The sequence below is a fragment of the Pseudomonas fluorescens genome, from assembly GCF_018614775.1.
In the GTDB taxonomy this organism is placed as follows: Bacteria; Pseudomonadota; Gammaproteobacteria; order Pseudomonadales; family Pseudomonadaceae; genus Aquipseudomonas; species Aquipseudomonas fluorescens_BY.
Map to the genome: position 1 here is coordinate 37803 of NZ_JAGGOF010000082.1, position 14938 is coordinate 52740.

The 14938-nt window shown below is 60.4% G+C and carries 12 protein-coding genes and 1 pseudogene; 9 read left to right on the forward strand and 4 right to left on the reverse strand.

Going from position 1 to position 14938, the window contains the following annotated elements; translation table 11 throughout:
• Positions 1-4 precede the first annotated feature (4 nt).
• The 3 genes and pseudogenes from J7E36_RS19840 to J7E36_RS25625 form a co-directional block, all read right to left on the reverse strand.
• Positions 5-2527, reverse strand: a complete 2523-nt coding sequence (locus J7E36_RS19840; RefSeq protein ID WP_215006669.1) for a Tc toxin subunit A — start codon at positions 2525-2527, stop codon at positions 5-7.
• A 418-nt stretch (positions 2528-2945) separates the two neighbouring features.
• The gene (locus J7E36_RS25620; RefSeq protein WP_435304187.1) at positions 2946-3809 is read right to left on the reverse strand and encodes a methyl-accepting chemotaxis protein; all 864 of its coding nucleotides are present in this window, start codon (positions 3807-3809) and stop codon (positions 2946-2948) included.
• A 42-nt stretch (positions 3810-3851) separates the two neighbouring features.
• A pseudogene (locus J7E36_RS25625) lies at positions 3852-4865 on the reverse strand (methyl-accepting chemotaxis protein); the annotation flags it as partial.
• 264 nt (positions 4866-5129) lie between these two features.
• Here J7E36_RS25625 and J7E36_RS19850 point away from each other — a divergent pair.
• From J7E36_RS19850 to J7E36_RS19880, 7 genes are all read left to right on the forward strand, one after another.
• Positions 5130-5801 carry a histidine phosphatase family protein gene (locus J7E36_RS19850; RefSeq protein ID WP_215006675.1) on the forward strand — a complete coding sequence of 224 codons (672 nt, stop codon included), beginning with the start codon at positions 5130-5132 and terminating at the stop codon, positions 5799-5801.
• 24 nt (positions 5802-5825) lie between these two features.
• Positions 5826-6656, forward strand: coding sequence for a phosphatase PAP2 family protein (locus tag J7E36_RS19855; protein WP_215006678.1), 831 nt, complete (start codon positions 5826-5828; stop codon positions 6654-6656).
• A gap of 505 nt (positions 6657-7161) precedes the next feature.
• Positions 7162-7503: a DUF6124 family protein gene (locus J7E36_RS19860; RefSeq protein WP_215006681.1), complete on the forward strand. Its 342-nt coding sequence runs from the start codon at positions 7162-7164 to the stop codon at positions 7501-7503.
• Positions 7504-7586: 83 nt separating this feature from the next.
• Entirely contained in the window at positions 7587-9059 is a 1473-nt protein-coding gene (locus tag J7E36_RS19865) for a leucine-rich repeat domain-containing protein (protein WP_215006683.1), read from the forward strand.
• Complete coding sequence (locus J7E36_RS19870; protein WP_215006686.1) at positions 9056-10075, forward strand: PDDEXK nuclease domain-containing protein; 1020 nt, start codon at positions 9056-9058, stop codon at positions 10073-10075. Before J7E36_RS19865 ends, J7E36_RS19870 begins: the two co-directional genes overlap by 4 nt.
• Before the next feature lie 118 nt (positions 10076-10193).
• On the forward strand, positions 10194-11027 hold the full coding sequence (locus tag J7E36_RS19875; RefSeq protein ID WP_215006688.1) for an oxidoreductase: 834 nt from the start codon (positions 10194-10196) through the stop codon (positions 11025-11027).
• A gap of 24 nt (positions 11028-11051) precedes the next feature.
• Entirely contained in the window at positions 11052-11990 is a 939-nt protein-coding gene (locus tag J7E36_RS19880) for an AraC family transcriptional regulator (RefSeq protein WP_215006691.1), read from the forward strand.
• A gap of 57 nt (positions 11991-12047) precedes the next feature.
• Here J7E36_RS19880 and J7E36_RS19885 read toward each other — a convergent pair whose 3' ends face one another.
• Entirely contained in the window at positions 12048-12923 is an 876-nt protein-coding gene (locus tag J7E36_RS19885; protein ID WP_215006694.1) for a LysR family transcriptional regulator, read from the reverse strand.
• A 159-nt stretch (positions 12924-13082) separates the two neighbouring features.
• Here J7E36_RS19885 and J7E36_RS19890 point away from each other — a divergent pair, with 159 nt between their 5' ends.
• Both J7E36_RS19890 and J7E36_RS19895 read left to right on the forward strand, forming a co-directional pair.
• A complete protein-coding gene (locus tag J7E36_RS19890; RefSeq protein WP_215006697.1) occupies positions 13083-13961 on the forward strand; it encodes an NmrA/HSCARG family protein in 879 nt (292 codons plus the stop codon).
• A 290-nt stretch (positions 13962-14251) separates the two neighbouring features.
• Positions 14252-14938 (forward strand): hypothetical protein (locus tag J7E36_RS19895; RefSeq protein WP_215006699.1); only part of this gene is annotated, 687 nt, incomplete at its 3' end.

Sequence of the window (14938 nt, forward strand, 5' to 3'; positions counted from 1 at the left end):
CGGGTCAGTGACAGGTCGCGATCAACGCCTCGCCGACGGTGCGCCAATCCGCTGTTTCGCTGTCGGCATTCAGTGCGCAGGCCTTGAGCAGGAGGCCTGCCGACAGGCCGGTGCGCTGGCAGCACGCCTGGCAGCGTATGACCCAATCCACGGCTTCCATTGACTGGGCGCGCTGGTGTACCAGTTGGGCGGTCAGGTCGCTTACTTCGGTTGTGTCCCAGTTCAGCAGGTCGGCCAGCAGGCGATTGGTGTCCGCCGCCGAACCCGGTTGGTTGGCGAACTGCAAATAATGCAGCAGCGGTTCTTCCGACCGGACCTGATGGCGGGCGCAATGACTGAAGCGTTCGAGCAGGTAAAGGGTGTGAGGCGTCAGCGTTCCTCGGCTGCTGGGCGCCAGCCAGGTGGGATGGCTGATCAGCCGTTGCAGCGCACTGCTGCTCAGGTGCAAGCCGTGGCACGCTTGGGCGGTACGCAGTAACGATGCCAAGGGTGGGGGCATTTTCCCCGGTGACGCCTGGATGGCAGAGACGATCTCGGCGGCGGTGGTGCCTGCCATTTGCAACACGCCAGGGATGTACTCGGCGGACAAGTCGACGAGGTCGTGCAACAGGGTTTCCACCAGGCGCTGTTCATCACCGGGATCGATAGGCTCCGTCAGCATTATCGCCAGGCGTTCTTCCAGGTTCTGATCAAGCGGCAAGTCATCTTCGGTTGTGTCGAACAGCCGACACCACTGGGTCACGTCACGGTTGTTCTGCCTGAGCCAGTCGACTGCCCAATCCAGGGCCATCAGCACGTCGAGAATGTCGGAGGATGTGGACGGTGTGGCGTTCAGTGCACCGGTGACTAATGTTTCGCAAAAATATGACCCGCCCAACACGCGTGCCAGCATCGTGCATTCAGCGGGGGACAGCCCGAACATCCGTGCAACGCGGGCCTGGCGATAGAGTGACGAGACCGTGGGCAGGTCGTACTTGAACGAATGATGGTACTTCTTGGTCTGCTTTGCCAGCAGCAACAGCGAATCCTGGGTAATGCCAAGCCCGAGGCCGGCGCCGAGGTAGCTGAAGGTATTGAGATCCGTCATGACCAGCACTTCTGTCCGGGGGCGTTCGAGCAACTGAGTGCGATTGAACACCTGGTCGAACAACGGAACCTGCTGGCCGCAAGCGGAAATCGGCATGTCGTGCAGCAGCGAAGCGAACTCTTGAGGCGCGATGCCGTGGCGACGGTTCAGATACCGATAGACGCCCAGCGTGCGCAGGGTGTTGGCATTGAGCGTCATGTCGTCGTTGTATTCCGAGCGCAACGCGTTGACGAGCAGCGTGTCCAGTTCTGCCACGGGCATGTCGGTCCAGCGCTGCAATCGGATCATTCGCTGCATGCGGGCGAAACGTTCACGGGACGTGCCGCCAAGGGTATTCGCGGGCTGGACAATCGCCAGGGCCGGTGTCCCTCCAGGCCCGTTGATGTAGCCGCTCCCGTAATTGGAACGAGTGGCGGGAGGGCTGTTGGTCGAGGTGCGCGGAAAGTAGGTGCCTTGCGCCAGCAACTGCTCGACCTGTTCGGTGCTCAACCCGGTGCGTTCCTTGAAGAAGGTGAGCTCATGCAGGCGACGGGTGTCCTTAGTGCCATAGCTTTTCTCCAGGACACGGAGTTCACCGTCTGAGCTGACCGGTGCGAGTAGCAGTTTCTGTTGCTCGGGGCTGAGCCCGGACAGCAGTTTTTGCGCCTCGACTCGCGATTGTGAAACGCGCCCGTAAGCTGCGTCGCCGGGTGAGAACGGCAGCGCCAGGCTTATCCGATAGTTCAATTCACCCAGCGCCGGTTTGTCTGCACCCAGCCCGAGCAGGCATTGGTGATGATGCAGGTCGTAGGGCAGGGAGAAGGGATATTGTTCGCTCGACAAGACTTGGTGGACGGTCTTGCCGGCGTTGGCGATATGAGCCTCGATCGCGCTACGCAGGGTGTTATTGACGATGCCCAGCATCGGCTGCGCGACGAAGGCACTCTGGTGATCGAGCATCAGCGCCTTGAGGTCCGGGCGCCTTTGCGCCAGGGTGATCTTGTGGAGCGATGACGATGCGTTTTCCAGTTGCCCGGCAAACAGATACAGCGCCCGCAGGTAAGCCACGGGTGAGTCGATGGCCGCGATGTCGCCGTCCTTGCAGAACTGGTCCCAGTTCTCTTTGAACAGCGACTGATAGCTGACGGAGTCCGGCGTTGAGTCCGCCTTAAGGCCACGTCCAACGCGACGTCGGGTATCGCCGGACGATATTTGCTGTTGCTGGTAAAGACGGCCGATCTGCTGGGCGTAACTCGCTGCGTTGTCATAGGTCTGCCCGGCATCCGTATCACAGTGCCGGGCGAGTTCGACGGCGAACGGCGCCTTGCCCATGCGCACGATGTCGAATACCGACTTCAACCCCATTCGTTGCAAGGCTGTTCTGAAGCTGGTGTTTGCATTGCCATTGTCGTCGGGGAAGGTGACGAGCCTGTGTAACAGCGAGTCGTTGCTGACGTCCATGTGGCGCTATCTCCTGTTCGAGCGGAATGTCGTTGTCCAAGAAAAAACCGTACAGGAGCGCGCAGAAAAAAACGGTAGGACCGAGGCTGGGAGATGCGTACGAAAGGGCGATTGGAGGGGGCGCGGATGGAAGGCCTTGTGAAGTCAGCCAGCATCGAAGTGAATACCTACCGCTTTCGCGGTTAAAGCCGCTCCCAAAAGGGTCCGAGGCGAATGGCATTTTGGTGTGCTACAGCAAGCCCCTGTGGGAGCGAGCCTGCTCGCGATGACGGCAACACATGCGACATCGTGGTAACAGACCCGCCGCTATCGCGAGCAGGCTCGCTCCCACAGGGTTGCATAGCGAAACCTGTTTTCGTACGCCACCCCGGCTCCCACAGTGGGTAAGACCTCACAGGTGTGACGTCTTGGGTCGGCGTCAAACCCTGAAATGACTCACCATCATCTGCAACTGATTGCCCAACCGCGCCAGTTCAACACTGGACGCGGCGGTTTCTTCGCTGGCGGCGGCGGTCTGTTCGGACACGTCGCGCACGTTGATGATGCTGCGGCTGATTTCCTCGGCCACGGCGCTTTGCTGTTCGGCAGCGGCGGCGATCTGCTGGTTCATTGACTGGATGTTCGACACGGTGCGGGTGATGTTCCCCAGGGATACGCCGGCCTTGCGGGTCAGGGCTACGCTGCTGTCGGTGAGGCTGCGGCTGTTGTTCATCACGGCGGCCACCTGTTGCGTACCGTTTTGCAGGCCCGCCACCAGGCCTTCGATTTCCTCGGTGGATTTCTGCGTGCGCTGGGCCAGGCCACGGACTTCGTCGGCCACCACGGCGAAACCACGGCCGGCTTCACCGGCGCGTGCCGCTTCGATCGCGGCGTTGAGCGCCAGCAGGTTGGTCTGCTCGGCGACGGCCTTGATCACGTCCATGACGCTGCCGATCTTGTCGCTTTCCTGTTGCAGCACGCTCATGGCGTCGGTGGAGCGCGCCACTTCGCTGGCCAGGCGCTCGATCTGGGCGATGGCTTCACTGACCACCTGATCGCCGATACGGGCTTCGCCGTCTGCCGCAGCCGCTGCCTGAGAAGCTTCTTCGGCGTTGCGGGCAACTTCCTGCACCGTGGCCGTCATCTCGTGCATGGCGGTCGCGACTTGATCGGTCTCGACTTTCTGGCTATTGACCCCGGCGCTGGTCTGCTCGGTGACGGCGGACAATTCTTCGGCGGCGCTGGCGATCTGGGTCACGCCATCGCGGATGCCGCTGATCAGGTCGCGTAGGGTCACGCCCATGCGGGCGATGCCTTGTTGCAATACGCCCAGTTCATCGCGGCGGGTGACGATGACAGTGTGGGAGAGGTCGCCACCGGCAATGCGTTCGACCACGGCCAGGGTGTCGCGTAGCGGGCCGGTGATCTGGCGGGTGATGATCACGGCCGCGATGATGCCCACCAGCAGCGCCAACAAGGTGCTGACCAATTGCAGGGTACGCGCCTGGGCGCTTTCGGCATCACGGCGGTCGAGTTGAATCTGGTACAACTGCTCGCTCAGGGCCACGATGGTCGTACCCTGATCGGTCATTTCCTTGCGTGCCTGCACCACATCAGCCGTGGCCAGCTTGAACGCCTGCAAGGCGCTGCGGTACTGGGCCAGGGCATTTTCCAACTGGCGCAACTCATCTTGCCGGGTGTTGGCAAAATGCTCGTTCAACGGTTTGAGCGACGCGATGGCGGCGTCCAGTTGGGCGATGGCCTTGCGCTCGGTGTCGGCGTTGCTGTTGGCGGTGTAGCCGCGGACTTCGTAACGGGCCAGCATGAATGCCTGCTTGGCCTGGGTGATGGCCCGGAACTGTTCGAAGCGTTCGTCGCTCAGGGCCATTTGCTGCACGTCGGTGTCGATTGCCTCGATCAGTTTGGAGGCCGCCTCGGCGTTCGTCCCCATGGCATCGCGGGCGGTGTTGCCGGTGCGGTAGGCGCTGCGCATCTTATTCAAGGAAACCTGATAGGCGCCGATGACCGCGCTCTGTTCCTTGAGCAACTTGACGTTTTCCGGGCTCTTGAAGCTGCTGAGCAGGTCGTTCTGTTGCGCCACGAAACCATCAAGGGTGGTCTGCACATTCTGTGCGGCGGTCTCGTCGCCGTTGGTCAACATGTATTGCAGGCGCGTGACGCGAAGCTTGGTCAGGCCGGCGTTGAGCTGGGTGATGTCACTCATCCAGTTGCTGCGGTCGATCAGCCCCCCCAGGCTGGTCCAACTGGTCAAAGCCAGGACGCAGGTCAGGATCAGCACCAGGCCAAAGCCCAGGCCCAATTTCATGTTGACGCTAATGTTGCCAAACCAGCTGTTCATCAAAATCCTCCAGGAACGTTGTGCTGCTTGATCGTCGGTTGGCTGGGAGATTGTTGTTTTTAAGAACCAGCAGAAATGTGTAGCAGGCCTGTATCGGCCGCCGTCCCCGGATCTGAAAGTTTTTTTCCCGGTGACCGCATTTCATTGATGTTCGGGCGCATGCTCCAAGCTTTTTTTCACATTGGTTTCACTGCCTGCCTACGTCAGCCCCTCTATTGTCGCGCCATCGAAAACACAGGGTGGATGCCGTCGGGGCGGCTTGACGTGGAACTGAGACTGAGTCTTTTCGGCCTGACGCGCTCGATTGATACGCGTCGCTTTGTCCGCTACCAGAACGCCATGGTGGTCCTGGCTTCGGCGCTGCTGGTGATCCCGTTGACCCTCTGGCTGCTGGCGCCGGCGGCAGTGCCCGACCTGGCCCATGGCAACGTTGCCGGCGCGCGCGCGTTGGCCGATGGTTGGGCCAGGGGCGAGATGATTGTGCTGGTGCGCCATGTCGAGCGCTGCGACCACGCCAAGGCAGCCTGCCTGAATGACCCTGAAGGCATCACCGACCGGGCGCGTAGCGTTGCGGTGGGCCTCGGTGCGCGGTTCGAGCAATTGGGCCTGGACAAGGCCGACATCTATAACAGTCCGTTGGTCCGCACTGCGCAGACAGCCGGGTTCATGTTCAATAAAGTGAGCGCGGGTGACGAGTGGCTTGCCAATTGTCGACATGACTTGTTGCGCAATGCCTTGGCTCACAAAGTGGCGGGGCGCAATCTGATTCTGGTCACCCACAGCGAATGCATGCAGGCGATGGAAACCGCGCTCAAGCAACCGACCTCGACGTTTGGCTATGGCGCCTCGCTGTTTGTCTCCACCGCTCAGCCACAAGCGCCGCGCACGCTCGGTTTCATCGAAGCGTCTGATTGGCGCTCGGTGAGCTTTCAGTAAAATTTCCCACGATTAGGACCGCCCATGCTGACGTCTGCTCGCTCCCGTTTCTACGGGCTCAATCTCGGAATTCCCCTGCTCTGCGCCGCCGTGGTGTTCTTGCTGTTCGACATGACCCGCATCGACATCGCTTTCAGCGATCTGTTCTATGACTCGGTGAACCAGGTATTCCCCCTGGAACATGTGCGACTGTTCGAGAAAATCACTCACAAGTGGGCGCGGATCATTCCGAACTGGACCGGCGAAGCGGCCATCATCGGCGCGCTGCTGTCATTCGCCTGGACGCTACTGCGGCCTGAAAAGCATGCGCGGATACAGCGGCTGTTGGACAAAACCAGACTGACCCGGCCGCTACGGTTTGCCCACAAGCACCGTCGTGACTTCCTCTACGTGGTCTTCGCCTTTTCCCTCAGCACGGGCGTCATTCATTACCTCAAGGGCCACACCAGTGTGTATTGCCCGGTGGAAACCACCCAGTACGCCGGCAAGATCGAACACAAGGAGTGGTACCAGAACTTCGACCTGCTGAAGGTCGCCGGTGACGGCCGCTGCTGGCCCGGCGGTCACGCATCCGGCGGCTTCACCATGCTGGCGCTGTATTTCGTCGCGCGCCGCTACCGCTGGCGTCATTCCAAAGCCCTGATGTACGGCGCGCTGGCGCTGGGTTTTGTCTACGGCACGACGCGGGTGCTGCAGGGCTGGCACTACATGTCACACACGTTCTGGGCGGGGATTTTCGTCTGGTTGAGTTGCTGGTTGATGGCGTTGGTGTTCTATGGGCGAACGGTCTTGGAACAGCCTTTGATGAAGAAACAGCCCGCGACCGTGGCGCCAGCCTTGGCTGAGCTAGGGTAGTGCTCAACCCTCGCCCCGAATGACAGGCAAAAAAAAGCCCGCGGGGGAGCGGGCTAAAACCTTAGTTTCTTGAATGAGCGAGGGGACTTTACCGAATCCCATGGGTGCGTGGGGTGAAGAAAAGTTCATGCGGGAGATAAGACAGACTGGCTGTGGGAGCAAAGCTCGCTCGATGTGAAATGCCTTTTGTAGGCACCTTCCCCATTGACTTGCAGGACATTTCCTAGAAAATCCCAACCCCTTGCGCCTGCCGATTTCGGTGCCTAGTCTTTGTCCACCGCTGCCAATTCAGCGGTCGGGTTTAGTCGCTCGGCATGTCGTTAGGCGCAAGGTTCTCCTTAAAGTCAGGCTACAGTGTTGTTGCTGATTTTATGGTGGCTGTGCGCAGGGCACCCTCGGGTGCGCCGGTTTCCTAACGTCCCGGTCGACTAACCTGCGTACAGCCGCCACCCCACCTCGTTTAGTCGCGAGCGGTGTCGGCTCCAACTGACGTTAGGAGTGCCCCATGGACAAGCTCATCCCAGACCCACCCGTTCCACCGCTGCACCTGGACATCGCCGCCGACGCGAACGCCGAACGCGTGATCGATTCCTACCTGAACCCCAAACCCGCGCAACCCGAAGCAAAATCATCTTCAGACCCGCTCTTCACCATCGTCGATGGCGTCGATGCGGAAAGCCTGTTGGCCAACCTCAGCGAAACCCTGGCCTCTGCCAATGTCATGGCCGGTGACCTGGCATTCGAACTGGAAGGCTCGCGACGGCACTTTGCGTTGGGGCTGCAACAGCTGATCGAACTGGGCCAGCTCCTGGCAAACCGGGCGCTGGATACGGTTGATCCGAGGTAGAAGCTGAAAGATTTGGGTTTGGTCGATGATCAAACCCATTTTTTGCGGCAGCATACGCGGCATGCTCACTTCGGACGCCTACCGTGCCAACCCCCAACCGCGAAGCCCTGACAGCCCACCTCTCCAGCACCCCCGATGACGTGGCGGCACGCGCGTCGCTTTATCGCGATCTGCTCGACACCGGAGAGGTTTCACTGGAGGGCTTGCGTGTCGCTGCCGGTCTGCGTGATCCGGCCGCGATGGCGGTGATTGCGCAGTTGAACGCCACGCCCCACAGCAATCGCCTCGGCCCGTTGTTGCCGCAGCTTCGCGGCTTGCCGATAGACCAGGTGGAACTGGACGGTGCCGAGCCACAGTGGTTTGACGCCTTGGCCGGGTTGCCGTTGCGCTCGCTGATACTCAACGGTCCGCGGTTCAGCTGCGGTCCGGACATCTGGCGGCGTATGCCGGGCATGGCTCTCGAAACCTTGGAGATCAGTCATTTTTCCCGCGCCGATAATGCGACCAGCCTCCCGTCGCTTGAACGTCTGCGTCGCCTCAAGTTGGACACCTACGGTGAAGACTTTGATGACGGATTTCTCCGGCAGTTGAGCAGCGCCCCCTTGCAAGCGTTGTCGTTGAACCGCTGTGACGACATCACCGACGACGGCCTTCGCGAGCTGTCGTCGCTCACGTTGTGCTCACTCACGTTGAACTGCGCAGGGGCGCTGACTGCTCAGGGCATGGGGCACCTGTGCACGCATCCGTTGGAACAACTGACGATCAGTTCCAGCGGGGCCATCCTGCAAGATCCTGCGTGGCTCTGCGAGCTGACGGCCTTGCGGTCGCTGAGCCTGAATGACTGTTACGCCAATGACGCCATGCTCCAGGCCATCCGGGGCCTTCCCATCGAGCGACTTTCGCTTCACTCGGCCTATGTGTGCGAGGACGATTTTGAAAGCCTCGAAGGCATGCCGCTGGCCGATCTGGATCTCAAAGGTTCACGACAGATGATCGAGCGGCTCGATGTGCTGCACCGGTTTCCACTGAAGCGACTGGGGCTCTGCGATGTGCAAGGCATCAGCGCCCAGACTTTGCGCGATCTTGAAGGGCTGGGCCTGGAGTCGCTGGACCTGTCCTTGAACGAAGTCAGCTGGAAAGAACTGAAACAACTGGCCGGCCTGCCGCTGAAGCGGTTGGATCTGAGCTTCTGTGAGGGCGTGGACGGCAAGACATTGCGCAAGCTCGTCGAAATGGGCCTGCCATTGGAGCAACTGGAAATCAGCGGCCTGGACCTGCGCGATGCCGACTTGGCGTGCCTGCGTGACTTGCCGCTGCAACGCCTGGGCTTGTATGAGAGCCCTTGGTTGACCGACGCCGGCGTCGCCCACCTAGCCGGGCTGCCACTGCGGGACCTGACACTCGAAGCCGGCCCAGGGGAGTCGCAACTCACGTCAACCATGGTCTCGGTGCTGGAGCGGTTGCCGCTGGAACGGTTGTCGCTGCGTAATTGCTCGAAGATCAGCGCAGAGGGGTGGGATCGTTTGGCTAGATTATCGGCTCGGGTGTCCGCATGAGCAAACCAAACACACCTCATCGTGCAGCGGACGAACGCTTCGACGAAGTGCTCGCGTTGATCCACAGCGCCAGACAGCAGGCCATGCAGGCGGTTAACACCCGACTGATCGAGCTGTACTGGCAGGTTGGCGCATACATCAGCCGCAAACTGGAACGGGCCGAGTGGGGCGATGCCGTGGTCAGTCAACTGGCCGACCATCTGGCCCGGACCCAACCAGGTTTGCGTGGATTTACCCGGTCGAACCTGTTCCGCATGCGCCAGTTCTACGAGACCTACCGTACCGAGGAAAAAGTCGCACCACTGGCGCGACAATTGTCCTGGTCCCACAACTTGATCATTTTCAGCCAGAGCAAACACCCGGAAGAGAGGGAGTTCTACTTGCGCATGGCGATACAGGAGAAATGGTCGAAGCGCGAGCTGGAACGCCAGTGTAAGGCCGCATTGTTCGAGCGCAGTGTCACCCAACCGGCAAAAGTCTCCGCAGTACTGAGGCACACTCACCCCGCTGCGCTGGAGGTGTTTCGCGACGCCTACATGGTCGAGTTTCTCGACCTGCCTGGTGGCCATGCCGAGGCCGATTTGCACCGGGGCTTGTTGATCCGCCTCAAGGATTTTCTTATTGAGCTGGGCCGCGACTTTTGCTTTGTCGGCTCTGAATACCCACTGCAAGTCGGTGGGCGTGATTTCGCTCTGGACCTGCTGTTCTTCCACCGTGGCCTCAATTGCCTAGTGGCCATCGAGCTAAAGGTTGGCCGCTTCGAGCCGGAGTACCTGGGCAACCTCGGTTTCTACTTGGAGGCTCTGGACCGCGACGAACGTAAGTCCCACGAAAACCCCGCCATTGGTGTGCTGCTCTGTGCCAGCAAGGACGATGAGGTGGTTGAGTACGCTCTCAATCGTAGCCTTTCGCCGGCATTGATTGCCGAATACCAGACACGACTACCGGACAAGCAGTTGCTGCAGGCAAAGCTGCATGAGTTTTATACGTTGAATACTGCGCTTAGGGACGATTAACGAGTAGGTTCAGGTATTCCGCCCTGATAGAAATAGGCAAGGCTCCCAGGCAAACCGGCATAGGTGCCTCGGTTGTCGATGGCTACCATGGCCGGGTACCTACCGATTGGAGCTCGTCATGCACAGCAGCAAAACCCTATTCATCACGGCCGTGAGCAGTGGCTTTGGCAATGCCCTGGCCCAGGAAGCGCTCGCTGCCGGCCACCGTGTCATCGGCACCGTGCGTAGCGAGGCCGCCTTGCAGGCTTTCGAGCAACTTTCTGCCGATCGTGCTCACGGCGTCCTCCTGGATGTCACCGACTTCGAGCGGATCGACGGCGTGGTCGCCACTGCAGAAGCCGCTCACGGCCCGGTCGATGTGTTGGTCAACAATGCCGGCTACGGTCATGAGGGCGTTTTCGAAGAGTCGCCGCTGGAGGAGATGCGGCGCCAGTTCGACGTCAACGTGTTCGGCGCAGTGGCCGTGACCAAGGCATTCCTGCCGTATTTTCGCCAGCGCCGTGCCGGGCATATCCTCAATATCACCTCGATGGGCGGCACCATCACCATGCCGGGCATCGCGTATTACTGCGGGAGCAAGTTCGCCCTGGAGGGGATCTCCGATACGCTGAGCAAAGAGCTGCGGCCGTTCAACATCTTCGTCACGGCCGTCGGCCCCGGCTCGTTTCGAACCGATTGGGCCGGTCGCTCGATGCAGCGCACGCCGCGCAGCATTGCCGACTACGACGCCAGTTTTGACCCGATACGCAAAGCCCGTGAAGAGAAGAGCGGCAAACAGCAGGGCGACCCGCAAAAAGCTGCGCAAGCGATGTTGCAGGTGATTGCCAGCCCGACGCCGCCTGCCCATTTGCTGCTGGGCAGCGATGCGCTGAGTCTGGTGCGGGACAAGTTGAGGCATGCGGTCAGTGAGATTGATCAGTGGGAGTCGCTGACCCGTTCGACCGACGGCTGAGCGGCCAGCAGCAAGGAGAGGTGAATGACCCAGGCTGATTCGCGCAGCTCGCGCATGGTGCAGTTGATGGAAAAACTCGCACCGGTCGAGGGCTACAACCTGAGTGCCCTGGAGGACGTGCGTTTCCTGCGCTCGAACCGGCCACTGACTCGCACACCGGTTCTGTATGAGCCCGGTATCGTGATCCTGTGCCAGGGCCGCAAGCGCGGCTACCTGGGCGATGAGGTCTACGTCTATGACGCGCGGCATTACCTGGTGGTGTCCGTCCCGGTGTCGTTCACCATGGAGACCGACGCCAGCGAGGCAGAGCCCATGCTGGCGATCTACATGCGCCTGGACCTGCAACTGGCCAGCGAGTTGATGTTGCAGGTCGACGAAGCGCTCGGCCCGAGCGAGGCCCCGCCCAAGGGCATGTACGCTTCGCCGATGGACGATGGGTTGTGCGCCTCGACGCTGCGCTTTCTTGAAGCCATGAGCACGCCGGGCGATGCACAAATACTCGGGCCTTCGCTGATGCGAGAAATCTACTATCGCATCCTGACCGGCGAGCAGGGCGGTTCGATGCGCGCCGCACTGAGTCGCCAAGGCCGCTTCGGTCAGATCACCCGCGCCATCCGCAAGATCCACAGCAGCTATCAAGAGCGTCTGGACGTCGAGGCACTCGCCCGCGAAGCCAACATGAGCGTGCCGAGTTTTCACCTGCACTTTCGCAGCGTGACGGATGCCTCGCCCATGCAATACCTGAAATCGACGCGCCTCCACCAGGCGCGATTGTTGATGCTGCGCAACGCCATGAATGCCTCGACGGCGGCGTTCAACGTTGGCTACGAAAGCGCCTCGCAGTTCAGCCGCGAGTTCAAGCGGCTGTTTGGCCGAACGCCCCAGGCCGAGATCGAGTGGATGAAGGCGACGTACGCCTTGCCTGCACCGGCGTCGCCGTCGGTTTACGTGTCGTCGCATTAGGCCTGGGCGGCCGCTGTTCAGCGGTCGGCGCTACCGGCGCGGCCCGGCGAGCCGGTGCTATCCCCTCAACACCAGCGACATGTCCGGGTACGCGGCGCAGATGAAGTCCACGAAGGCGCGAACCTTGGGGGCCGCCAGGCGCCTGGACGTATGCAAGACCCACAGCGCGGGCTCTGCGCCCAATACCGTACCCCACTCGACCAACTCGCCCCGGGCCAGCTGTTGCCAGGCGATGGATTGCGGAATCAGCGCAACCCCTCCACCGGCGATAGCGGCGTCGCGGACCATCAGCAGCGAGGAGAATTGCAGTTTTGGCATCGGCTCCAGGACCAGTTGCCCGCCATCGAGACTCCACTGGGTGGGTTGGAAAACCGACGTCACGATGGCGGGGACGGCCCGGATGGCGCCGGGCTGGGGCTTGGGTAGGCCAGGCGCCGCCACGACCACCAGCCGGTCCTTGGCGAAGCAGCGGCCGACCAGATTGCTGTCCGGGCTGGGGTTGATCCGGATGGCGACGTCGAACTGTTCCTCCACCAGATCGACCGTGCGATCTTCCGCCACGACATCGATCACCACCTCCGGATAAGCCGCGCAGAATTCAGCGCCGATGCGCCCCATCGCGAGCTGGGAAAACAACACCGGCGCCGCGACCCGCAAGCGCCCGCGCGGCGTTGACAGGCCTTCGCGAGCCGCCGTCATGGCTTCGCTGACTTCACTCAGCGGGCCCTCCGTTCGAGCCATCAGCCGCTCGCCCGCTTCGGTGAGCTTCAGGCCGCGCGCGCTGCGCTCGATCAGCCTCACACCCAATTGCTCCTCAAGATCGGCGATCCGCCGCGACAGCGTCGCCTTGGAAATGCCGCTCGCACGGCTTGCCTTCCCCAGGCCCTCATTGGTGGCGACGAGGATGAAATCGATCAGCGCGTTCAGGTTCATGGTGTTCCGTTTTTGAAACGATGTGTCTGGATTCTGTGGTCTTCGTTTTCCAAGTGCAACGGAATACTTTCTCCTCATCGAACTTGCCGAGCCATTTCACTGAACCGCTGCAAGGCATTCGAACGCAATCGCACCTTCAACCCATGCAGGAGTTTCAACATGAGCATTCTCGTGACAGGCGCCACCGGCACCATTGGTTCACTCATCACCCAAGGCCTGGCGGACGCCGGTGCCGAAGTCAAAGCCCTGGTGCGCCAGGCGGGTAAACGTGCCTTCCCGGCAGGCGTCACCGAAGTCGTCGCCGACCTCACCGACATCACCTCGATGCGCGTTGCACTGTCCTCGGTGCGCACGCTGTTCCTGCTGAACGCCGTCACGCCCGACGAAGTCACCCAGGCCCTCATCACCCTGAACCTCGCACGCGAAGCCGGCATCGAGCGCATCGTCTACCTGTCGGTGATCCATGCCGACACGTTCACCAACGTCCCGCACTTCACCGGCAAACACACGGTCGAGCGCATGATCGAAAGCCTCGACATCCCCGCGACCATCCTGCGACCGGCCTACTTCATGCAAAACGATCGCATGGTTCTGCAAGCGATCCAGGACTACTCGGTCTACCCGATGCCCATCGGTTCAGCGGGCGTCTCGATGATCGATACGCGCGACATCGCCGCCGTCGCCGTTGCCGAGCTGTTGCGACGCGACAGGGCGCCCTCGGCGCTGGACCGCTTGACGCTGGAGTTGGTAGGGCCGCAAGCGCTGACCGGTGCGGAGGTGGCGAAGATCTGGAGCGCGGCCCTGGGGCGGGAAATTGCTTATGGCGGGGATGACGTTGCGGGTTTTGAAGGGCAATTGGCTTCGTATGGGCCCGGTTGGTTAGCGTATGACATGCGGCTGATGATGGAAGGGATTCAGGCGTTTGGTATGCGGGCGGCTGGGGGGACGGTGGAGCGGATTGAGGGGGTTATTGGGCGGTCGTTGCGGAGTTATGAGGCGTTTGTGCGGGAGGTGGTTGTTGGCGGGGAAATGGGCTGACGGGCGGGTGCAAGAAAGGCGCAACGGCGGCTGAAGAGCTTGGGGGAGCGTCTTGAAGGCTGCGCGGGTTGGGGTGGATTTCCGTGGGCGTCAGGAGAAGTTGAAGCTTGGTACGGATTGGATTTCAGGCACAAAAAAACACGTCCGGGGGACGTCTTTTTTTGTGCCGGGCTAAGTTGAACTACGGATGTATTCAGTTGTTTTTAAAAGTTATTCCGTTGTTGTTTTTGTGTGGAATATCGTTTGGAATACCATCTGGTCGGAAGGCAAGGTAAAGCCCAACGTGAGTGATGACGAACGGCATTTTCTTCGTAATCGAGTATTTGAAAGTAGTGGCGGGAGCAATCATTCTCACTCAGAATCGAGACGAAATGGAAGGCGACCTAGACGAGGATGACATGAGCCTAACGCAAGATCAGCATCGCCGTTGGGTGTCCAGCTTCTTCAAATCGAAGATCGGAGAGTTTGACTTTTGCTTGCACTCAGTCGTCGAATGCTGTGATCAATCAATGCACAGATTCCGCAATGGGCAGCAGGGAAACGAACCTACGGAAAATAGGATCGTCTACGCATTCTCAGCGTTTAGTAACACTGTTCAAACTCTCAAGGACGGCGGCTCAACGTTTCTGAGGCCGAAGATAACATGGCGTGATATCGAAAATCTGCGGCATGGGAAGTTCATGTGGCTCAGCAGGAATGCAGCTACTCATGATGGTAATCCGGTGATAAGCGCATGGTCAGACGGACGCTACTACGTACCAAATGACATTTACCGGTTTGGTTCTAGTGGTGAGCTTATTAAAATTCCGGCGCCGGCTGTGGATGTGGCCCAATTCTGTCTTGAGTTTGCGAGTGATTTCAGTGCTTTTCTTGAGGCGCGTCTTAACTCTATTGGTTCCATAGAGGGGGCAACACTCAACATTGCGGAGATCCAACACTTCCTGCGTTCGCCTGTGGCGGCGTTTTTCAAGGTAGTT